Origin of the sequence: Protofrankia symbiont of Coriaria ruscifolia, from assembly GCF_900634745.1 — a bacterium.
Taxonomy (GTDB): Bacteria; Actinomycetota; Actinomycetes; order Frankiales; family Frankiaceae; genus Protofrankia; species Protofrankia californiensis.
Genome location: NZ_CAAAFR010000127.1, coordinates 1 through 20,720, shown reverse-complemented (window position 1 = coordinate 20,720; position 20,720 = coordinate 1). Strand labels below are relative to the sequence as shown.

17 protein-coding genes and 1 tRNA gene are annotated in these 20,720 nt (G+C 68.7%); 14 read left to right on the top strand and 4 right to left on the bottom strand.

Annotated features, from left to right (window positions below):
* Window positions 1-17 precede the first annotated feature (17 nt).
* The 12 genes from recD2 to CV1CTNOD_RS14865 all read left to right on the top strand — a co-directional run bounded on the left by recD2 (window position 18) and on the right by CV1CTNOD_RS14865 (window position 14,468).
* On the top strand, window positions 18-2,240 hold the full coding sequence (gene recD2 / locus CV1CTNOD_RS14920) for an SF1B family DNA helicase RecD2 (protein ID WP_131786693.1): 2,223 nt from the start codon (window positions 18-20) through the stop codon (window positions 2,238-2,240).
* A gap of 288 nt (window positions 2,241-2,528) precedes the next feature.
* Window positions 2,529-2,867, top strand: coding sequence for a TcmI family type II polyketide cyclase (locus tag CV1CTNOD_RS14915; protein ID WP_131786692.1), 339 nt, complete (start codon window positions 2,529-2,531; stop codon window positions 2,865-2,867).
* Window positions 2,864-4,693: an acetyl-CoA carboxylase, carboxyltransferase subunit beta gene (accD, locus tag CV1CTNOD_RS14910; protein WP_131786691.1), complete on the top strand. Its 1,830-nt coding sequence runs from the start codon at window positions 2,864-2,866 to the stop codon at window positions 4,691-4,693. Before CV1CTNOD_RS14915 ends, accD begins: the two co-directional genes overlap by 4 nt.
* Window positions 4,690-5,271: an acetyl-CoA carboxylase biotin carboxyl carrier protein gene (locus tag CV1CTNOD_RS14905; RefSeq protein ID WP_131786690.1), complete on the top strand. Its 582-nt coding sequence runs from the start codon at window positions 4,690-4,692 to the stop codon at window positions 5,269-5,271. Before accD ends, CV1CTNOD_RS14905 begins: the two co-directional genes overlap by 4 nt.
* Window positions 5,272-5,304: 33 nt before the next feature.
* A complete protein-coding gene (locus CV1CTNOD_RS14900) occupies window positions 5,305-6,672 on the top strand; it encodes an acetyl-CoA carboxylase biotin carboxylase subunit (RefSeq protein WP_131786689.1) in 1,368 nt (455 codons plus the stop codon).
* Complete coding sequence (locus tag CV1CTNOD_RS14895) at window positions 6,669-6,929, top strand: acyl carrier protein (protein ID WP_131767500.1); 261 nt, start codon at window positions 6,669-6,671, stop codon at window positions 6,927-6,929. Before CV1CTNOD_RS14900 ends, CV1CTNOD_RS14895 begins: the two co-directional genes overlap by 4 nt.
* Window positions 6,930-6,958: 29 nt before the next feature.
* A complete protein-coding gene (locus CV1CTNOD_RS14890; protein ID WP_131786688.1) occupies window positions 6,959-7,468 on the top strand; it encodes an SRPBCC family protein in 510 nt (169 codons plus the stop codon).
* A gap of 22 nt (window positions 7,469-7,490) precedes the next feature.
* Complete coding sequence (locus CV1CTNOD_RS14885; RefSeq protein WP_131786687.1) at window positions 7,491-7,952, top strand: cupin domain-containing protein; 462 nt, start codon at window positions 7,491-7,493, stop codon at window positions 7,950-7,952.
* On the top strand, window positions 7,949-9,280 hold the full coding sequence (locus CV1CTNOD_RS14880; RefSeq protein ID WP_131786686.1) for a beta-ketoacyl-[acyl-carrier-protein] synthase family protein: 1,332 nt from the start codon (window positions 7,949-7,951) through the stop codon (window positions 9,278-9,280). The genes CV1CTNOD_RS14885 and CV1CTNOD_RS14880 overlap by 4 nt, the downstream gene beginning before the upstream one ends.
* The gene (locus tag CV1CTNOD_RS14875; RefSeq protein ID WP_131786685.1) at window positions 9,277-10,512 is read left to right on the top strand and encodes a beta-ketoacyl synthase N-terminal-like domain-containing protein; all 1,236 of its coding nucleotides are present in this window, start codon (window positions 9,277-9,279) and stop codon (window positions 10,510-10,512) included. Before CV1CTNOD_RS14880 ends, CV1CTNOD_RS14875 begins: the two co-directional genes overlap by 4 nt.
* Complete coding sequence (locus tag CV1CTNOD_RS14870; RefSeq protein WP_131786684.1) at window positions 10,513-12,987, top strand: FAD-dependent monooxygenase; 2,475 nt, start codon at window positions 10,513-10,515, stop codon at window positions 12,985-12,987. It abuts the gene before it with no gap.
* 98 nt (window positions 12,988-13,085) lie between these two features.
* Window positions 13,086-14,468 carry an NAD(P)/FAD-dependent oxidoreductase gene (locus tag CV1CTNOD_RS14865; protein ID WP_131786683.1) on the top strand — a complete coding sequence of 461 codons (1,383 nt, stop codon included), beginning with the start codon at window positions 13,086-13,088 and terminating at the stop codon, window positions 14,466-14,468.
* Here CV1CTNOD_RS14865 and CV1CTNOD_RS14860 read toward each other — a convergent pair.
* The 4 genes from CV1CTNOD_RS14860 to CV1CTNOD_RS14845 all read right to left on the bottom strand — a co-directional run bounded on the left by CV1CTNOD_RS14860 (window position 14,449) and on the right by CV1CTNOD_RS14845 (window position 20,025).
* Window positions 14,449-15,174 (bottom strand): 4'-phosphopantetheinyl transferase superfamily protein, encoded by a 726-nt coding sequence (locus CV1CTNOD_RS14860; RefSeq protein WP_131786697.1) that lies wholly within the window; start codon window positions 15,172-15,174, stop codon window positions 14,449-14,451. The two genes, CV1CTNOD_RS14865 and CV1CTNOD_RS14860, sit on opposite strands and share 20 nt — an antisense overlap.
* A gap of 97 nt (window positions 15,175-15,271) precedes the next feature.
* Complete coding sequence (locus CV1CTNOD_RS14855) at window positions 15,272-16,129, bottom strand: metallophosphoesterase family protein (protein ID WP_131786682.1); 858 nt, start codon at window positions 16,127-16,129, stop codon at window positions 15,272-15,274.
* A 144-nt stretch (window positions 16,130-16,273) separates the two neighbouring features.
* Window positions 16,274-17,209, bottom strand: coding sequence for a sulfotransferase family protein (locus CV1CTNOD_RS14850; protein WP_131786681.1), 936 nt, complete (start codon window positions 17,207-17,209; stop codon window positions 16,274-16,276).
* A 266-nt stretch (window positions 17,210-17,475) separates the two neighbouring features.
* On the bottom strand, window positions 17,476-20,025 hold the full coding sequence (locus CV1CTNOD_RS14845; RefSeq protein WP_431607122.1) for a Tex family protein: 2,550 nt from the start codon (window positions 20,023-20,025) through the stop codon (window positions 17,476-17,478).
* 270 nt (window positions 20,026-20,295) lie between these two features.
* On the opposite strand from CV1CTNOD_RS14845, the gene CV1CTNOD_RS14840 reads away from it, so the two are divergent.
* A tRNA-Leu gene (locus CV1CTNOD_RS14840) sits at window positions 20,296-20,379 on the top strand.
* 58 nt (window positions 20,380-20,437) lie between these two features.
* Window positions 20,438-20,581 carry a hypothetical protein gene (locus CV1CTNOD_RS24790; RefSeq protein ID WP_165485526.1) on the top strand — a complete coding sequence of 48 codons (144 nt, stop codon included), beginning with the start codon at window positions 20,438-20,440 and terminating at the stop codon, window positions 20,579-20,581.
* Window positions 20,582-20,720: the final 139 nt, after the last annotated feature.

The window sequence follows — 20,720 nt, the reverse complement described above, 5'->3', positions numbered from 1 at the left end:
GTGATATCGGTACTCATATGGCATCAGCGCAGCCGTTTCACGGGTCGGTGCTGGACGCGGTGCTGGAACGGATCACCTATGCCAACGAGGAGACGGGATACACCGTCGCCCGCGTGGACGCGGGGCGTTCCGGTGATCTGATCACGGTGGTGGGTGCGCTGCTGGGCGCGCAGCCGGGTGAGTCGCTGCGGATGCGGGGGCGGTGGGGCTCGCATCCACAGTATGGCAAGCAGTTCCACGTCGAGGACTACACGACCGTGCTCCCGGCGACGGTCCAGGGTATCCGGCGGTATCTCGGCTCCGGGCTGATCAAAGGTATCGGGCCGAAGCTCGCCGAACGTATCGTCGAGCATTTCGGTATCGACGCCCTGGACGTCATCGAGCAGCATCCCGAACGGCTGATCGAGGTCCCGAAACTCGGACCCAAACGGACGAAGGCGATCGCGGTGGCATGGGAGGAACAGAAGTCCATCAAAGAGGTGATGGTTTTCCTCCAGGGCGTCGGGGTGTCGACGTCGTTGGCGGTGCGGATCTACAAGCAGTACGCCGACCGTTCGATCGAGGTGGTGCGCACGGAACCATACCGGTTGGCGACCGACGTGTGGGGCATCGGTTTTCGTACCGCGGACACGATTGCCAAGGCCGTCGGGATTCCGCATGACAGCCCGCAGCGGATCAAGGCCGGGCTGGTGTTCACATTGTCGGAGTCCACCGGGGACGGGAACTGTTTCCTGCCCGAACAGCGGCTGATCGCCGAGGCGATCAAGATTCTGCAGGTCGACACCGGCGCCGTGATCGAATGTCTGGCCGAGCTCGTCGGCGAGGAGGGCGTCGTCCGTGAGGAGATCCCCGGGGAGGATCCGGACGCCCCCGTTGCCGCGATCTACCTGGTTCCCTTCCACCGCGCGGAGATTTCCCTGGCAGGTCAGCTCCTGCGGCTGTTGCGCACGCCCGCCGACCGGATGCCGGCGTTCGCTGGCGTCGACTGGGACAAGGCGCTGGCCTGGCTGCATGGGCGGACGCACACCGAACTCGCGCCCGCCCAGCAGGCCGCGGTGAAGCTGGCCCTGACCGAGAAGGTCGCCGTCCTCACCGGCGGGCCGGGGTGCGGCAAGAGTTTCACCGTACGCTCCGTCGTCACGCTCGCCCAGGCCAAGGGCGCGAAGATCGTGCTGGCCGCGCCCACCGGTCGCGCGGCCAAACGGCTCACCGAACTGACCGGGCACGACGCCTCCACCGTGCACCGGCTACTGGAGCTGCGCCCCGGTGGGGACGCCGCCTACGACCGCGATCGGCCTCTGGACGCCGACCTCGTCGTGGTCGACGAGGCGTCCATGCTCGATCTGCTGCTCGCCAACAAGCTCACCAAGGCTGTCGCGCCCGGGGCGCATCTGCTCCTGGTCGGCGATGTCGACCAGCTCCCGTCCGTCGGAGCCGGCGAGGTCCTGCGCGACCTGCTGGCGCAGGGGACGCCGGTCCCGCACGTGCGGCTGACCCAGGTCTTCCGCCAGGCACAGCAGTCCGGGGTGGTCACGAACGCGCACCGCATCAACACCGGCGACTACCCGCTGGTGCGCGGCCTGGCGGACTTCTTCTTTTTCTCCGCTGACGAGGCCGAGGACGCCGCGGCGATGACCGTGGACGTGGTGGCCCGGCGGATTCCCGCGAAGTTCGGGTTCGATCCGCGCCGGGACGTGCAGGTGCTCGCGCCGATGCACCGCGGCCCGGCCGGCGCCGGCGCGTTGAACACCCTGCTGCAGGACGCGCTCACCCCGGCGCGTCCCGACACGCTCGAACGCCGGGTCGGTGGCCGGATCTTCCGGGTCGGCGACAAGGTCACCCAGATCCGCAACAACTACGACAAGGGAGCCAGCGGCGTCTTCAACGGCACCCTCGGGGTGGTCACCGGCATCGACCTCGACGAGCAGAAGGTCACGGTGCGCACGGACGAGGACGAGGACATCGACTACGAGTTCACCGAACTGGACGAACTCGCCCACGCCTACGCCGTGACCATCCACCGTTCGCAGGGCAGCGAGTACCCGGCCGTGGTCATCCCGGTCACCACCAGCGCCTGGATGATGTTGCAGCGTAACCTTCTCTACACTGCGGTCACCCGGGCCCGCAAACTGGTGGTCCTGGTTGGCTCACGCAGAGCCATCGGCCAGGCCGTACACACGGTCAGTGGTGGGCGCCGTCACACCGCGCTCGACCACCGGCTACGGACGTTCACTCCCTGAGCCAGGACGTCCGCTCCCCGAGCCCGAGGCCGGCTCCCCGCGCCGGGCGCCCACTGCCGCAGCCGGCAGGTCGGGTCTTCCCGGGCCGGCAGGCCCGGGTCCTGCGGAGGGCTGGTCGATCTCCGGAAAGGTCGCGCAGACGGCACCGGTGGACGCGCTGTGTGAGCGCCCTTACTCTCGGTAGGGGGTCAGTCTGGACCGAAACGTTGTTGCCGCGAATGGGTCAGCGGCCCCGCCGGCCCCGGTCCCGGGGTTTTCCCGGCCCGTTCGGTGGAGGGGGACACCAACATGCACAGATCCTTGATTGTTGCCAAAATCACGCCCGGCGCTGAAAAGGATGTCGCACGAATTTTCGCGGAATCGGACGCGACCGGACTTCCGCGGATCGCCGGAGTCGCCCACCGTTCGCTCTATTCGCTCGGGGATCTCTATGTCCATCTTCTGGAAACGACCGGGGACGGCCGGCAGGCGGTGGACAACGCGCGTGGTCACGAGGAGTTCAAGCGCGTCAGCGACCGCCTGTCGCACCACATCCAGCCCTATCTGTCGACCTGGCGGTCACCGCAGGACGCGATAGCGCAGTGCTTCTACACCTATGAAACCGAGTCCGCCGGAGAGGCCGCGTGAGGGCCGCGGTCGCCGAGGCGAGCGCGGTTTCCTGGACCCGGTGCGGATCCTGCACCGCGCTCGTCTACGGCAAACGGCTGGCTCGCAACCTGTTCGTGTGCCCCGAATGCGGCCACCACGACCGGCTGACCGCATCCCAGCGGATCGAGCAGCTCCTCGACGCCGGAAGCTTCAAACCGCTGCTGGTCGAACCCGTGCACTTCGACATTCTCGGGTTCACCGACACCCGGCCGTACACCCAGCGCTGGGAGGCGGCGCGACAGGAGACCGATCTGGCCGAAGCGGTGCTGTGCGGCACCGGAGCCATCGGTGGCCACGGGCTCGTCGTGGCCGTGATGGACTTCCGTTTTCTGGGCGGCAGTCTCGGCTCGGCGGTCGGCGAGATGATCACGCTCGCGGTGGAACTCGCCGTGGACGAGGCGCTTCCCCTGCTCATCGTTTCCACCTCCGGCGGAGCCCGGATGCAGGAGGGCTGCCTGTCGTTGATGCAGATGGCCAAGACCGGTATTGCCATCGAACGGCACCGGGAACACGGCCTGCTGTCCATCAGTCTGGTGACCGACCCGACCTACGGCGGGGTGGCGGCGTCGTTCGCGACCAACACGGACGTGATCGTCGCCGAATCCGGCAGCCGGATGGGTTTTGCCGGGCCTCGGGTCATCCGGCAGACCATCGGGCAGGAACTGCCCGCCGAGTTCCAGAGCAGTGGTTTTCTGGCCAGCAAGGGCCAGGTCGACATCGTCGCCGACCGGACGGACCTGCGGACGGTGCTGACCCGGCTGCTCGCGGTCGGACGGCGGACGGACCGAGGAGTCGATCCGTCGATCGACTCCTCGGTCGACGGATCGGGCGACGGATTGGACGACGAGTCAATTGATCCGTCGACCGAACCGTCGACTGACCAACCGGTCGACCTTCCGGCGCTGGCCGTCTCCGGTGTCCTCATCACCGACCCGGAGCGACTGGTCCAGCGGGATCCGTGGGAGACCGTCCGGCTTGCCCGCGACAGCGCCCGCCCCACCGTCCGGGACTACCTCGCCCGGTCGTTCGACTCCTTCGTCGAGCTGCGCGGTGACCGGCTGTACGGGGACTGCAACGCCGTCGTGGCGGGCATCGCGGAAATCGACGGGCTCGCCGTGGCCGTGGTCGGCACCGAGAAGGGGCATTCGACCACGGATCTCGTCGCGCACAACTTCGGCATGCCCCAGCCCGAGGGCTACCGCAAGGCCATGCGGGTGATGTCGCTGGCGGCACGCCTCGGCCTGCCCGTGGTGACGTTGATCGACACCCCCGGCGCCTACCCCGGCCGGGAGGCCGAGGAGCGGGGGCAGGCGTCCGCGATCGCGCACGCTATCCAGCGGATGTCCGCGCTTTCCACGCCGGTCATCGCGGTGATCACCGGCGAGGGCGGCAGCGGTGGCGCGCTGGCGCTGGCCGTCGCCGACCGCGTCCTGGTAGCGGAGAACGGCGTGTTCTCTGTGATCAGCCCCGAGGCGTGCTCGTCGATCCTCTGGAACGACACGCAGGCCGCGGCCGAGGCCGCCCGCGCGCTCGGCCTGAACGCCCCGTGGCTGCTGCGGCTGGGCATCGTCGACGCCGTGGTACCCGAGCCGCTCGGCGGATCCCAGGCGGATCACCTCGCCGCCGGCAACCTGCTGCGCCAGGCGGTGCTCGAGGCCCTGCGGCCGCTGGTGTCGCTGCCGGCGGCCCAACTGATCCGTGCCCGCCGCTCGCGCTTCCGTCGCTTCGGCCAGGCGGCCGTTGCCGCCCCAACCCACATCGCGCCGCCGCAGCCGCGCGAACGACAAGAGGAGAAGGCCGTATGAGGCCGGCCAACGCGATCGACCAGCGCCAGCACGTCCTGCGCTCCCTGCACGAGCACGCGACCCGGTTGGCCGGGGAGCTGCCCGGCCAGCTCGGCCGTATCCGGGTCTGCTCCGGGGACGTCACCATCGAGGTCGAGTGGTCACAGCTGGCGTTCGGCGTGGATGCCGCGGCGCAGCTCGAACGGGTTGCCTCGCTCGTCCCGGCACTGCCTGCCGGAAACACGTCCACCGAAAGCGGATCCGTCGAGAAGACGGCTGCCGCGGGGGTGGCCACCGGAAACCCGGCCGACAGCAACGGCGCTGCTGTGAACGGTGCCGGCGGGGACACCGTGGATGCCGATGTGGCCATTGTTACGGCACCGATCGTCGGGACTTTCTATCATGCGCCCGAACCGGGGGCGGAGCCTTTTGTCGCGGTCGGCAACGTCATCGACGCGGGTGCGACGATCGGCATCATCGAGGCGATGAAGCTGCTGAACCCGGTGACCGCCGACATCGGTGGAACAGTGGCCCGGATCTGCGTCGGGAACGGGGAGGCGGTCGAGTTCGACCAGGTTCTCGTCGAGATCGCGCCGTAGCAGTAATCACATTTCACGCGGGGGGGTGAAGATTTGTTCCAGAAGGTTCTCATCGCGAACCGCGGCGAGATCGCATTGCGGGTGGCCAGGGCATGTCGCGAGCTCGGAATTCGGACCGTCGGCGTCTATTCGACGGCGGACGAGGATTCTCTCGTCCGCCGCTACACCGACGAGGCGGTGTGTATCGGGCCGCCACCGCCGCGGCGCAGCTACGCCAACGCGGCGGCCATCATCGAGGCGGCAAGAATGACGGAGGCGGACGCTGTCCACCCCGGCTACGGGTTTCTTTCCGAGGATCCCGACTTCGCGGAGATATGTGCCGACGCCGGCTTGGTCTTCATCGGTTCGCCGCCGGAGGTGATGGCTTCGCTGGGGGACAAGAGCGTGGCCCGGGCCCTGATGCGCCAGGCGGGCCTGCCCCTGCTCACCGGCAGCGCCGATGTCGCGCGCAGTATCGCCGACGCGCGTGACATCGCCGACGCCATCGGATATCCCGTCATCATCAAGGCCGTGGCCGGCGGCGGGGGCCGTGGTATGACGGTTGTCCGCTCGGCCGCGCAGCTCGCGGCGGCGTTCACCGACACGCGGGCGGCGGCACGGGCGGTGTTCGGTGACGACCGGATCTACGTCGAGCGCTTTCTCGAGCGGGCCCGCCATGTCGAGGTGCAGATCCTCTGTGACGCCCACGGCGGAGGCATCCACCTGGGCACCCGGGACTGCTCGGTACAGCGCCGCCACCAGAAGCTGGTGGAGGAGGCGCCCGCGCCCGAACTCGATCCCGACCGGGTGGCCGAGATGTGCCGGGACGCGGTGCGGGGCGCGCTTTCGGTCGGTTTCACCGGCCTCGGCACGGTCGAGTTCCTGGTCGACGAGGACCAGAACCACTATTTCATCGAAATCAACAGCCGTATCCAGGTGGAACATCCGGTCACCGAAATGGTGACGGGCTGCGACCTCGTCCACGAGCAGCTCCATGTCGCGGCCGGCACTGCGTTGCGACTGCGGCAGGAGGACGTCGTCATACGCGGCGTCGCCGTCGAGTGCCGGGTCAACACCGAGGATCCCGACCGGGGATTCGCACCGGCCGCGGGCCGGCTCGACCAGTTCACCCCACCGTCCGGTCCGTTCGTCCGGGTGGACACCCACGGTTTCCCCGGATATCGGGTCAGCCCGTACTACGACTCGTTGCTGGCCAAGGTGTCGGTCTGGGCGCCCAGCCGGGCCGAGGCCCTGAGCCGGGCCGAGCGCGCGCTCGGCGAGTTCGACGTCGGCGGGCCCGGCGTACGTACCACCATTCCTTTCATCAAACGCGTGTTGGCCGACACCGAGTTCCGTAAGGGCCAGTATTCGACCAGCCTGGTCGACCGTCTGTTCACGGACTCAGGAAAGGTACGGCGATGAGTGTTGAAGCCACCGGGAACACCCGGTCCGTCGTGACACCGACCACGATCTGCGAGATTCTCGTCGAGCGGGCCGGTGCGGATCCCGATGTTTTTCTCGGAAACGAGCATCTCTCCCTCACGGAGCTGCAGATCGACTCTTTGGCCGTCCTCGAGCTGCAGGCGGTGATAGTCGAGAGGTTCGGTGTGGAGATCCCCGACGAAGCCGTCACCATGACCGTGAGCGAAATTGCCGCCGTTGTGAACGAAAATCTGTGAACGAAAATCTCGAGGAGGTCTCGTAGGAGATGCCGGGACACACGCAGAACTCAGTGTTCATCGCTGCACCGTTCGACGTCGTCTGGGATGCGACGAACGACCTGGAGAACTGGCCCGACCTGTTCACGGAGTACGCCTCGGTGGAGATTCTCGAACGTGCGGGGGACACCGTCCGTTTCCGGCTGACCATGCATCCGGACGACAACGGGCGGATCTGGTCATGGGTCAGCCAGCGGACGGTCGACCGCGGCCTGCGTGAGGTGCGCGCGCACCGGGTCGAGCCCGGTCCGTTCCAGTACATGAACATCTACTGGTCGTACGAGGATGCCGGCGACGGCGTCCGGATGACGTGGGTGCAGGACTTTGCCATGCGTCCGGACGCGCCGGTCGACGACGAGGCGATGACCGCCCGGATCAACGACAACTCGGTGATCCAGATGGAGGTCATCCGCGACAAGGTCGAGAAGCTGGCGGCCGGCGGGGTCGGTGTGGCCGGCGGGGTCGGCGGGGTCGGCGGGGCCCGCGACGCGGGCGCATGACGAGTGAGAAGGAGTACAGGACATGACTGTCGCATCCTGCTGTCAGCATGTGGCCGTCCGCGATGTTCCATCGGACAGGCGTCGCGGGGGAGAGCTGCGCGTGCTGCTCGGTCCGCGCACGGTGGGTAGCACCTCGGGCTTCATGGGTGTGGCCACCCTTCTTCCCGGCGAGAAGATCGCCGAGCACTACCACCCGTACAGCGAAGAATTTCTTTACGTAGCCACAGGGGGCATCGTCGTCGACTGTGACGACGTCCCGGTGGTCGTCGGATCCGGCGAGGGGCTCTACATCCCGATCGGGACGCGCCACCGGCTGCGCAACACCGGCGCCGAGGAGGCGTCGGTGGTCTTCCACCTCGGTCCCCTGGCTCCCCGTCCCGAGCTCGGACACGTGGACACCGAGGATGCCGCGAACACCGACCACGCGAACACCGACCACGTGAGCACCGAACGCGCTGACGGTGACCCGGTGGCCTCGACGTGAGCGCCCACCGCCGCGTTGTGGTGACCGGTGTGGGCGTGGTCGCGCCGGGTGGGGTGACGCGGGAGGCGTTCTGGTCCACCGTGACGCAGGGACGGACCGCCACCCGGCGCATCACCCTCTTCGACCCGTCACCGTTTCGCTCCCGGGTCGCCGCCGAATGCGACTTCGATCCGGCGTCCGCCGGGCTTTCCCCCCGCCAGGCGCGGCGCTCCGACCGCTACATCCAGTTTGCCATGGCCGCCGCTGCCGAGGCCGTCGCGGACAGCGGGATCGTCTTCGACGAGCTGACCGCGAACGCCACCGGTGTGGCGATGGGTACGGCGGTCGGGGGCACGACGGCGCTGGAAACCGAGTACGTCGTAGCCAGCGACACCGGCCGGCAGTGGCTGGTCGATCCCGACTACGCCGCGCCGTTCCTGTACCAGGCGCTGATGCCGAGCAGCCTGGCGGCCGACATCGGCTGCCAGTTCGGGACCCACGGCCCGGCGCAGGTCGTCTCCACCGGTTGCACGTCCGGGATCGACGCCATCGGCTACGGCTACCAGCTCGTCGCCGACGGGGAGGCGGAGGTCATGATCGCCGGTGCGTCGGACTCCCCGATCTCCCCGGTCACGCTCGCCTCCTTCGACGCGATCAAGGCGACGTCGCCGGACGACTCCGACCCCGAGCACGCCTCCCGGCCCTTCGACCGGGACCGCAAGGGCTTCATCCTGGGCGAGGGAGGCGCCGTTCTCGTCCTGGAGGAGATGGAGCACGCTCGCCGCCGCGGCGCGCACATCTACTGCGAGGTCGCCGGTTTCGCTACCCGCAGTAACGCCTTTCACATGACCGGGTTGCGTCCCGACGGCGCGGAGATGGCCGTCGCCATCAGCGACGCGCTGGCACAGGGACGGCTGGCGCCGACCGAGGTCTCCTACATCAACGCTCATGGTTCGGGGACCAAACAGAACGACCGGCATGAGACGGCCGCCTTCAAACGCGTTCTCGGTGAGCACGCCTACAAGGTGCCGATCAGTTCGATCAAGTCCATGGTCGGCCATTCGCTCGGTGCGATCGGTGCGATCGAGATGGCCGCCTGTGCCCTGGCCATCGAGCACGGGGTCGTCCCGCCGACGGCGAACTGGGCCAATCGGGATCCGGAGTGCGATCTCGACTACACGCCGAACACGGCGCGTGAGCAGCGGGTCGATGTCGCGCTGTCGGTCGGCAGCGGCTTCGGGGGGTTCCAGTCAGCCATGGTCTTCAAAGCGGACGCCCGAAGCGGCCGGCATACTGGACGGAGCCTGCCGGCAACGGAGAGCCACCAGCAGGTGGAGGCCGGACGGTGACGCCGCGCGCTGTGATCACCGGGATCGGGATCGTCTGCGCCAGTGGGATCGGCGCGGACACGTACTGGAAGACCGCGCTGTCCGGGGAGAGCCGGCTCGGGCGTATCACCCAGTTCGACCCGTCGCGCTACGACACCACCATCGCCGGTGAGGTCGACGGTTTCGGGGCGGCCGAGCACATGCCGAGCCGGTTCGTCGTGCAGACGGACCGGTGGACGCACCTGGCCTTCTGCGCTGCCGACCAGGCACTGGCGGACGCGGGGATCGACCCGCAAGTCCTTGACCCGTACGACATGTCCGTCGCGCTCGCCAGCGGCTCCGGCGGAAACGCGTTCGGTCAGTACGAGCTCCAACGCCTGTGGAGCTCACCGTCGCGCACGGTGGGTGCGTACCAGTCGATCGCCTGGTTCTACGCGGCCACGGTGGGGCAGCTGTCGATCCGGCACGGCATGAAGGGGCCGTCGGTGGTCCTGGTGTCGGAGAGTGCCGGCGGCCTGGACAGCTTCGCCCACGCGGCGCGGCTCGTCCGCCGCGGGACCCCGGTGGTGCTCGCTGGTGGGACCGAGGCGCCGCTGTCCCCGTACGCGTTGACCTGCCAGCAGCACAACCGTGCCATGACGTCCCGTACCGATCCGGCCCGTGCCTACTGCCCGTTCGACGTCAATGCGGACGGTTACGTTCCCGGGGAGGGTGGCGCCGTTTTCGTCGTGGAGGACCTCGACCACGCCCTGGCCCGCGGTGCCTCCGTCATCTACGGGGAGATCGCCGGTGTGTCCGCCACGTTCGACGGCCGGCACTCGCGACGCCACGGCGGCTTCGACGTGGGCCAGTACGCCCGGGCGATGACCACGGCGCTGGAGCGGGCGGGCCGGCGGCCCGAAGACGTCGATGTGGTCTTCCCCGACGCTCTCGGGGTGCCCGCCTCCGACCGTGACGAGTGCGCCGCCATGCGGACCGCGTTCGGATCGGCATCACCAGCAGTGACGACGCAGAAGCCACTGGTGGGGCGTCTCTACCAGGGCGGGGCCGCCCTGGACGCGGCGACCGCGCTGCTGGCCATGCGTCATGATCTCCTTCCGCCGGCGGGTGTCCGTGCTCCCGCACCGGGATGCGAGCTGAACTTCGTGTCCGAGGTGACCCCCACGCCGGTTGCCACCGCGATGGTCAACGCCCGCGGCTTCGACGGGTTCAACGCGTCGCTCGTCCTACACCGCTATCAGGAGGAGAAGTAGATGTTCAACTTGGACGCGACCAGCGGCCCCGGGATGGGGGCGGTGGTACGCACGGCGATCGGCACCGCCACGGACACGGTGCGGACGCTGCTGCGCATGCGCGCCCGTCCCGGTCGTGAGCAGGAGTTCGAAAGCGCCTGGCTGAAGGCGGCGGAGGTCATCAGCACGGTGCCGGGAAACATCCGCCAGGACCTGATGCGCAATCCGGACCTGCCCGGGGAGTACGTGATCGTGGCCGACTGGGAGAACCGCTCGGCGCTGGACGCCTTCGGGCGCAGCTCACGCCGGGACCACCTCACCGCCGCCCTGCGCGATCTCCGGGACGGCGCCGAGCGGCACACCTACGACGTGCTGCACACCCTGGAAGGGCGGGGGTCGGCAGTCCGGGTCCTGGTCACGACCACCGTGCCCGCCGGCGAGGAGGAGGCGTTCCAGCAGGCGTTCCTCGACGTCGCCGAGGCCATGCACGGCGTCGCCGGCCGCATCCGGGAGGAACTGCTGCACGAGCCCGGCACGCGGACGTTCCACCTGCTGGCGGAGTGGACCTCCGAGAAGGCGTTCCTGGCCTGGGTGGGGGATCCGCACCACAGCGACCGCACCAGCCAGCTCATTCCATTCCTCGACCGTGGTTTCTCCCGTCGCATCTTCTCGATTGTCGCTCGCCCACCGGAGGCCGAGATGAACGCCGACACGAACCCCGATACGAACGCGGGCGCGAACGCCGGCACGAACGCCCGCTCCGATCAGGGCACGGCCCTGGAGCAGCACCCGGCCGGTGCCCTGACCACGACCATCCGGCCGGAGGTCACCGGCGCCCGGCGGCCCGAGGCGAACGCGACAACCGACGTGCTGGTGGTCGGCGCGGGACCGACCGGGCTCACCCTTGCCATCGAGCTCGCCCGTCGCGGGATCGCCTGCCGGCTGGTGGACAAGAGCACCGAGCCACCAGGCCAGGCGGACAAGGCCATCGGCGTGCATTGCCGGACGATGGAGATCTGGGAGGATCAGGGCATCGTCCAGGAGGCCATGGACGCCGGCATCTGGCTCGACGGCCAGATCGTCGTCGTCAACGGACGCCAGACCCATCGGGTCGAGTGGGACCTGCCGGAGCTGCCGTACGCCCACCTCGGATTGCCGCAGTACGAAACGGAACGCATCCTCACCGACCGCCTCAGCGCGCTCGGCGGGTCGATCGAGCGGGGCGTGGAACTGCTCGGCCTCACCCAGGACGCCGCCGGTGTGACCGCGCGGTTGTCGACCGCCGGCGGCGAGACAACAGTGCGGGCGAAGTACATCGTGGGATCCGACGGCGCGCACAGCACCGTCCGCAAGGAACTGAACCTGTCCTTCAACGCCGGCTCCGGGCGTTTCCCCCAGCTGTTCATGCTCGCCGACATCGAGGTCGACTGGTCGATGCCCGAGGGCTACCTGCTGCGCTTCCTGCACGAGACCGACGGCCAGATGGACGGGATGCTCGTGTGCGTCCCGTTGCGGGGCCACGGCCGCTATCGCATCGCGACCATGGCGCCGCCGCGCATCATGGCCGAGGCCGCCCGTACGGACGTGCCGCCCGGTTTCATGAAGGAGTACGAGCCGCCGACACTGGCCGAGTTCCAGGTCGCGCTCGATCGGCTGGCGCCGCCCGGGACCGCCGCGCGCAACCTGCGCTGGTCGTCGATCTTCCGGATCAGCCACGGGATCGTCGATCGTTACCGGGTCGGCCGGGCGTTCGTCGCCGGTGACGCCGCGCACCTGCATCCACCGGCGGGCGGTCAGGGCATGAACACCGGCATCCAGGACGCCTACAACCTCGGCTGGAAGCTCGCGCTCGCGGCGGGTGGGCACGCAGGGCCGGACCTGCTCGACAGCTACGAGGCCGAGCGCCGCCCCGCCGGGGAGTCGGTCATGGGCCGCGCCGTACGGGTTGCGTTCACCGACGAGATGGACAACGAGGACGAGAAGGCGCAGTTCCTCGACGAGATGCAGATGACCCTGACCTACCGCGGTACCCCCTGGGTCGGGGAGGCGTTGGGCTGGGACGCCCCGGACCGGGGGCCGGCGGCCGGCGACCGCGCGCCTGACGTGCACGGGTTGACCCGTCGCGGTGTCGGGCACCGGTTGCGACTGTTCGAGCTGATCCAGGGAACCGTGCACACACTGCTGTTCTACGGGGACGCCTCCTCGACCGAGGAGGACCTGATCGGCTACGAGAAGATAGCCGTCGCGGCCCGGCGGCAGGCCGCGGGACTGATCAATATCTATGTTGTACTGGCCCCGGACGCCTTCACTCCCGCGGGTATCGACCTTCCCGTCATCCGCGACACCGAGCGTGACTACAGATCCGTTTACGGGACCACCGGGCCGTGCGCCTATCTGATCCGGCCGGACGGGCACGTCGGTTTCCGCACCAGGCCGGTTCTCGCCGGCGCGCTCGAAGATCATCTGCGCACCGTTTACGGCGGTGATGGTGGCTGATCTCATCACCAGCGGAGAAAAGGACGATCCGGCCACGGAAGGCACCAGGCAAGGGCGTCGGGGGGCGCGATGATCGGATACGCAGAACGGGGAGTTGAATGGCAAGCAGCAGGCGGCTGCAGGTCGTGGTGTGCGGCGCCGGGGTGGCGGGGACGACGGTGTCCCTTGCTCTGGCGCGACTCGGGCACGCGGTGACGCTGATCGAGCGGGATACCGCGGTGAGACCCTCCCGGGTCGACGAGGCCAGCGCCTGGAAACGGATCGGGGTGGCGCAGCTGCACCAGCCGCACGCCTTTCTTGCTCGGATCTGCTCGGAACTCCTCGCGGGTCTGCCCGACGTGGTGGACGCCCTGCGGGTCGCCGGTGCGGTCGAGGTGTCCCTGCCGGATGGAGTGCTCTTGTTGCAGTGCCGCCGCAGCACGTTGGAATGGGTGCTGCGGCGGAGTGTCGAGGCGGAGCCCGGGATAGACCTGCGGGCCGGGACTGTCCAGCGGGTGGAGACGCAGCGGGGGACGGTTGTCGGGGTGCGCCTCGCCGGGGGCGGGTCGTGCCCGGCTGATCTCGTGATCGACTGTGGTGGCCGGCGCAGCCGTCTCACGGCCGGCCTGCGAGCCGAGGAGACCTTCGACGAGCCGGCCAACGAGGTCTACGTGTCCCGTCGCTACCGGGCGCTGCCGGGACGGCAACTCGGCCCGGTCAGGCACGGAGCGGTCGGGGTCGAGGAATCGGACGGTTACGCGCTGCTCGTCTTTCCTCACGACGCCGGTACCTTCACCGTCGCCTTCGTCCACATGCCACGGGACAGGGGTCTGGCCGCGTTGCGCAGGACGCCCGTGTTCGAATCCGCCGCGCGCATCATGTCGCTCGGGGCGGACTGGACCGATCCCGACTTCGCCGAGCCGATCTCCAACATCATGGTCATGAAAGGTCTGCGCAACGCGTTCCGGCCGTTGGGTCCGACCGCGCCCGCCGGCCTGCATGCGCTCGGCGACGCGGTCTGCACCACCAACCCGCATTTCGGTCGAGGCGCATCCCTGGCCGTCATGCACGCGTTCAGGCTCGTTCAAGCGGTGGCCGAGGACCCCTCCGATCCCGCCGCGTGGCGTGACCGGGTCGATGCCTGGGTCCACGACGAGCTGTGGTCGTGGTTCGACGACGTCCGGTTGCTCGACCGGGCGCGCTCCGCGGCCTGGGGTGCGGTCATGGATGGTGGGCCTCCCACCATCCCGTCGATGAGCCCGCCGAGCCCGGTTGCGGTGCCGCGGTTCGTGGTGCTTGCCGCCGCCGGTGCCGATCCGGTGGTCGCGACGGCGGCGCTGCGCCACATGCAGATGGTGGATCCGCCCGGCGCACTGGACGCGGTGGAACCGCGGGTGGCGGATCTGATCGCCGGGGGGTGGCGTCCGAGCCGTCCCACGGGCGTTCCCACCCGGGCGGAACTGGTCGATATGATCTCCGCTGTCAGCGTCCCGGCACGGTGATCGCCGTGATGACCAGGCCGTTGCGGGCCAGCCAGCGGCCGGTGAAGCCGGTCAGCCGTTCGGGGAGCCGGGCTTCCGGGAGCGCGGAAAGATCATGGTTGCGCTGCCCTCGGCCCGGTGGAACGCCGCCGGGGAGCACCGGTCCGTCCACCAACAGCCGGGCGGAGAAGGTACCCCCGAGCGGGTCGACCGTGATGGCCGCATCCTCGAAACCGAGCCAGCGTCGGGCCAGCGGAAACCATGCCTTGTAGACCGACTCCTTGATGCTGAACAGCAGCCGGTCCCAGTGCACGGCGGGATCGCCGTGCATCAGCGGGCCGAGCCAGTCGTGTTCCTCGGGCAGGGCGATCTGGTCGAGCACACCCTCCGGCAGGACCTCGTTCGGTTCGGCATCGATACCGACCGTGACTATGTCGGTGGATCGGGCTACCACGGCGGCGCGGTAGCCGGCACAGTGCGTGATGCTGCCGATCACCCCGGAGGGCCATTGTGGTTCCCCCCGGGGTCCGCGCAGCACCGGCGCCGGCGGCACGCCCAGGCCCGCGAGCGCGCGGTGGGCGCATACCCGGGCGGTGGTGAACTCCCGGCGACGTTTGTCCACGGACCGCGCGAGCGTCGCCTCCTCCTCGGGGAACAGCACAGCATCCGGATCGTCGGTGAAGGCCTCCACCGCGACCACGTCGGGGGGAAGCAGCGTCGCGAGCAGCTCGGTCCCAGGCATAGTGATGCCGGTCACGTCGCTTGCGGGTATACCGGTTTCAGGCATGCCTGTTCCAGACATCTCGGTACCGGACATCTCGGTCTCAGTCATGCCGGTCCGGCTCCGGCAGTATCTGTCGGGGGATGCTGCGGGGGCCGTTCCACCGGCGCCACTCCCGGGGATAACCGATCGAAACCTCCTCGAACCGGACGCCGTCATACCACGTTGTCCGAGGGATGTGCAGGTGGCCGTACACCACGGCGGCGGCGCGGAATCGCCGGTGCCAGTCGGCGGTGTTCTCGGTACCACACCACTGCGCAAACTCCGGATAGCGCAACACGTATGTCGGATCCCGTACGAGCGGGAAATGATTCACCAGGACGGTGGGTAGCTGCGGATCGCATTCGGCGAGCCGTTCGCGGGTGTGTTCGACCCGGGCCCGCGACCACGCGTCCACACTCGGGTAGGGGTCGGGAACCAGCAGGTACTCGTCCGCGCAGACCACGCCCGTCCGGTGCGCCAGGGCGAGCGCCTCCTGTTTGGAACCGGTACCGGCCGGGCGGAAGGTGTAATCGTAGAGGAGGAACAGCGGAGCCACGGTAACCGGACCGCCGGCACCCTCCCATATCGGATACGGATCCTCCGGGGTGAGAATGCGCAGGCTCCGGCACATCTCCACCAGGTGGTGGTAACGTCGCTCACCGGTCAACTGCACCGGATCCTTTTTCGGCGTCCACAGCTCGTGGTTGCCCGGCACCCAGATCACGGTGGAGAACCGGGAGCGCAGCAGCGCCAGCGCCCATTCGATTTCCGCGACGATCTCACCGACGTCACCGGCGACGATCAGCCAGTCCGCGTCCGATCCTGGTCGTAGTTCCTCGATGATTCGGCGGTTCTCGGCATACGCCACATGCAGATCACTGATGGCGAGCAGTTTCCCGGCCGCCCGGAACGTGGTCACCTGTCCGACCCTACCTATCCTCCCACCGGATCCGGTGGGAAGTTCCGCGGAATCGCTCGACGCAGTCGTGCGACGGTTCCCGTCCGACACAGCCGTCCGATCGAGCTGTTCGATGGAATCGTTCGATCGAATCAGCCAACCGGGTCAGTCGATGACCTCAGGCTCCGTGCCCGCGTCCAGCCAGTCGGAATAGGAGTTCCCGGTCACCTGCTCAAGGAGGGCGATGTCGTCGACGAAGTACGGCAGGACGGCCCGGCGCTGCGCCGGGGTGAGTTTCGGCCGTCCACCCGAACTGCGCCGCAGCGCGGTCAGCAGAGGTCCGCGGAAGACCTTGCGTACCGGCACCGGGAAATACTGGCCGATCCTGCCGCCGTTGCGCAGCAGCGCCCGCAGGACGGTGTTCAGCGGGGTGTCCGCGACATAGGAGGAGACGTTCTCGGACGGGACGACGTCGAGCACGCCGGTGGAGACCTCCAGGAACTCGCAGACCTGGTCGAGGGTGGCCGCGGGGGAGTCCCGCAGGTCGCGGTAGCGCAGCAGGAGCACCTGCTCGCGGGCGAACAGGGTGTACAGGTGCTGGATCTGCTCGCCGTAGCGGCCCTGGGAGACGTAGTGCCAGAAGTCGGCCCAGCCCGCTGCCTTGCGGGGCTGCTCCAGCGCGCACGCCCGCACGAAGTCGCGTTCGGGCTCCAGGCCCGCCGCCCACAGGTGGGTCCAGTTCGAGTGCGCCCGGTCCACCGGGTTACGCAGGAGCACGACCAGTTTCGCCTTGGGGAGCAGGCGCTTGATCCTGGCCTGCGCGTCGAGGTCGTAGAGGTAGAATGGAGTGGCCTCGCCGCGCAGCGTGCCGTGCGGCGCCGTATTGAACAGCGCTTCGTAGTCCTTACGCTTCCAGACGTGCTCCTGGTAGGTCTGGACATCGCCGGGCCCGCCCTGAGCCGGCGGCGGGCCGTCACTGAGGAAGAACTTCGGTTCCTTTACCGCGGAGAGGAACAGTTGGGGATGCCGGGTGAGCGCAGCGTGTAGCGCCGTGGTGCCGGCCTTGGGAACCCCGAGGATGAAGAAGTCGGGCAGGGACATCTCCCGGGAACCTCCAGCAATGTGATCGATCGACGCCCGATGCGTACGCGGTTAGAGCACGTGGGCAGTACCTACGTCCATAGTCGACCCATTCGGTGGAGAAGTCGCGCAATCGTCCCGTCCGACCGGACCGTCCGCCCGGAACTAATTGGACCAAAAGGACCAATCGAACGAGCGGGCCTACCGAATCGCCCGGACCGACCGAGCGGACCGGATCGAGCGGATCGAGCGGAGCGAGCGGACCGCCTGACCGGGTGGAGCGCAGGTCAGCGTCCGGTTCGTTTCGGCCGGCTGACGCTGTTGCCGAACTCGTCGATGAGACCGGCGCGTCGCAACGCGTCGGCGAGAGCACCGTCGGGCACGTCATTCGATCCGCCGCGGCGGGTGCGCGGCTGCGCCCCGCCGGACCGTGTTCCGCCGGATCGTGCTCCACGGGGTTGCGTTCCGCGGGGCGCACCGGAGGCGGTGGCGTTGCGCTCACGGGGCGTTGCCGACGGTGCGGCATCTCGCTCACGGCGGCGTCCCGCACCCGATGACGTGCGCTGGTCGGCACGGCCGGCGTCGGCGTCGGCATCACCGTCGAGCCGCAGTGTCAGCGAGATGCGTTTGCGGGCTATGTCGACGTCGAGCACCTTCACCCGGACGATGTCGCCGGGCTTGACCACCTCGCGCGGGTCGGAGACGAAGTTCCTCGACATCGCCGAGACGTGGACGAGGCCATCCTGGTGCACCCCGACGTCGATGAACGCGCCGAACGCGGCGACGTTGGTGACGACGCCCTCCAGCACCATGCCGGGTGTGAGATCGGCGAGCGTCTCCACGCCGTCGGCGAACGCCGCGGTCCGGAACGCCGGGCGTGGGTCGCGGCCCGGTTTCTCCAGTTCCCTGAGGATGTCGGTGACGGTCGGCAGGCCGAAGGTGTCGTCGACGAAGTCTGTGGGCCGCAGGGCTCGCAGTGTCGAGCTGTTGCCGATCACCATCGTGATGTCATTGTTCGTAGCCGTAAGGATCCGGCGTACCACCGGATATGCCTCCGGGTGCACGCTGGAGGCGTCCAGCGGATCGTCACCGCCGCGGATGCGCAGGAAGCCGGCGCACTGCTCGAACGCCTTCGGGCCCAGCCGGGAGACGTCTGTGAGCGCCCGGCGGGAACGGAACGGGCCGTTGGCGTCGCGGTGGCGCACGATGTTCTCCGCGAGCCCCTCGCCGATGCCCGACACGCGCGTCAGCAGCGGCACCGAGGCGGTGTTGACATCGACGCCGACGGCGTTGACGCAGTCCTCCACCACCGCGTCCAGCGAACGCGACAGTTTAACCTCGGACAGGTCGTGCTGATACTGGCCGACTCCGATCGAGCGGGGGTCTATCTTGACGAGCTCTGCCAGTGGATCCTGCAGCCGGCGTGCGATGGACACCGCGCCGCGCAACGACACGTCCAGCTCGGGCAGCTCCCGCGAGGCATAGGCGGACGCGGAGTACACCGAGGCGCCGGCCTCGGACACCACGATCGTGGTGAGCTTGAGCTCCGGGTGCCGCTTGGCAAGATCGCTTGCGAGCCTGTCGGTCTCACGGGAGGCGGTTCCGTTGCCGATCGCGACGAGTTCAACATTGTGGGTACGCGCGAGCCGGGCGAGGACGGTGATCGACTCGTCCCAGCGTCGCCGCGGCTCATGCGGATAGATCGTCTCGGTCGCCACCACCTGGCCGGTCGGGTCGAGCACCGCGACCTTCACGCCGGTACGTAGGCCCGGGTCGAGCCCCATGGTCGCCCGCGCGCCAGCGGGCGCCGCGAGCAGGAGGTCCCGCAGGTTCACGGCGAACACCCGGACCGCGGTGTCCTCCGCCACCTGCCACAGGCGCATCCGCAGGTCGATGTCAAGGTGGACGAGGATCCGGGTGCGCCATGCCCAGCGCACCGTCTCCAGCAGCCAGCGGTCGGCCGGACGGCCGTTGTCGGCGACGGCGAAGCGCTCGGCGACGGTGATCTCGTAGCTGCTGGGCTGCGCCGTCTGCCGTGGCACTGTTGCTGCCTGCCCGCCGGTGGCGTCTCCGTCGGTGGCCTGGCCGTCGGCGCCGTCTGTGTCAGTGGCCTCCGGTTCGAGGGTGAGGTCGAGGACCTCCTCCTTCTCGCCGCGGAACAGCGCCAGGATCCGGTGCGAGGGCAGGGTGGTGAAGGGCTCGGCGAAGTCGAAGTAGTCGGCGAACTTGGCGCCGGCATCCTGCCTGCCCTCGCGTACCCGGGAGGTGAGCCGGCCCCGCGACCACATCCGCTCACGCAACGTCCCGATCAGGTCCGCGTCCTCGGCGAAGCGCTCGACCAGGATGGCGCGCGCACCCTCCAGAGCGGCGGTCGTGTCGGCGACCCCCTTGTCGGGGTCGACGAAAGCGGTAGCGGTTGTCTGCGGATCCTGCGACGGATCGGCCAGCAGCATCTCGGCGAGGGGTTCCAGACCCGCCTCCCGGGCGATCTGGGCCTTGGTGCGGCGCTTGGGCTTGTAGGGCAGGTAGATGTCCTCCAGGCGGGCCTTGGAGTCGGCCGCCATGATCTGCGCCTCGAGCGCGTCGTCCAGCTTGCCCTGGGAGCGGATCGACTCGAGGATCGTCGTGCGTCGGTCCTCCAGCTCACGCAGGTAACGCAACCGCTCCTCGAGGGTCCGCAACTGCGCGTCGTCGAGCATGCCGGTCGCCTCCTTGCGGTAGCGGGCGATGAACGGCACGGTGGCCCCGCCATCGAGCAGATCGACGGCCGCGGTCACCTGCCCCTCACGCACGCCGAGCTCCTCGGCGATCCTGCGATGAACCGACGTCGTCACGATCTCGATCCGCCTTCGTAGCTGAGGTCTTCAGAGGTGTCGGTGACCAGCTTGCCTGACCACCGGGCCCACCGACGCATCAGCCCCGTCTCATCAGGTCCGGATCAGTCCGAATCACTATTGATCAGTCTGGATCAGTCCGGACTGTCCGGATCGGCCCCCATCCAGCCGGGATCGGCAGGACTTCCGAAGATCGGAAAGAGCCCGTCCGTGGGGATGACGACCCCCACACCGGCTTGCGCGCAAGCCGTGTAGAGTCTTGGTTCGTTACAGGTCCGGGTGGCGGAATGGCAGACGCGCTAGCTTGAGGTGCTAGTGCCCTCTAAGGGCGTGGGGGTTCAAGTCCCCCCTCGGACACAGACACTACGCACACCGATGATCTCGGTGCTGCTTCAGCCAGGACGGTCTGCGTTTCGTGGTCGTAGGTCAGGCGCAGGCCAAGCTGTTGGTAGACCTCGGCCTTGTCTTCCGGGTCGGCCTTGTCGAGGACGGTGAGGAGTCCTCCGAGGGCATCGACCAGATTTTTGATCTCCTGGCGAGTCATGCGGCGTCGGGGTGAGCTGGGCTGTCGGGCTCTGTTGCATTGGGCGGAGGCAAGGCATGGTGGACCTGTGCCGGGCGGGTGCTCAGACGGCCAGCGCGAGCTCGGTGAAGGCAGCTCGTCAAGGACCCGCGGGTAGGCGGCGGCCCGGTCGGTG

What these genes read in the sequence shown, in the direction of transcription:
- recD2 (WP_131786693.1), top strand. Translation starts at nt 18, where the DNA reads ATGGCATCAGCGCAGCCGTTTCACGGGTCGGTGCTGGACGCGGTGCTG.
- CV1CTNOD_RS14915 (WP_131786692.1), top strand. Translation starts at nt 2,529, where the DNA reads ATGCACAGATCCTTGATTGTTGCCAAAATCACGCCCGGCGCTGAAAAG.
- CV1CTNOD_RS14905 (WP_131786690.1), top strand. Translation starts at nt 4,690, where the DNA reads ATGAGGCCGGCCAACGCGATCGACCAGCGCCAGCACGTCCTGCGCTCC.
- CV1CTNOD_RS14895 (WP_131767500.1), top strand. Translation starts at nt 6,669, where the DNA reads ATGAGTGTTGAAGCCACCGGGAACACCCGGTCCGTCGTGACACCGACC.
- CV1CTNOD_RS14890 (WP_131786688.1), top strand. Translation starts at nt 6,959, where the DNA reads ATGCCGGGACACACGCAGAACTCAGTGTTCATCGCTGCACCGTTCGAC.
- CV1CTNOD_RS14885 (WP_131786687.1), top strand. Translation starts at nt 7,491, where the DNA reads ATGACTGTCGCATCCTGCTGTCAGCATGTGGCCGTCCGCGATGTTCCA.
- CV1CTNOD_RS14870 (WP_131786684.1), top strand. Translation starts at nt 10,513, where the DNA reads ATGTTCAACTTGGACGCGACCAGCGGCCCCGGGATGGGGGCGGTGGTA.
- CV1CTNOD_RS14865 (WP_131786683.1), top strand. Translation starts at nt 13,086, where the DNA reads ATGGCAAGCAGCAGGCGGCTGCAGGTCGTGGTGTGCGGCGCCGGGGTG.
- CV1CTNOD_RS14850 (WP_131786681.1), bottom strand. Translation starts at nt 17,209, where the DNA reads ATGTCCCTGCCCGACTTCTTCATCCTCGGGGTTCCCAAGGCCGGCACC.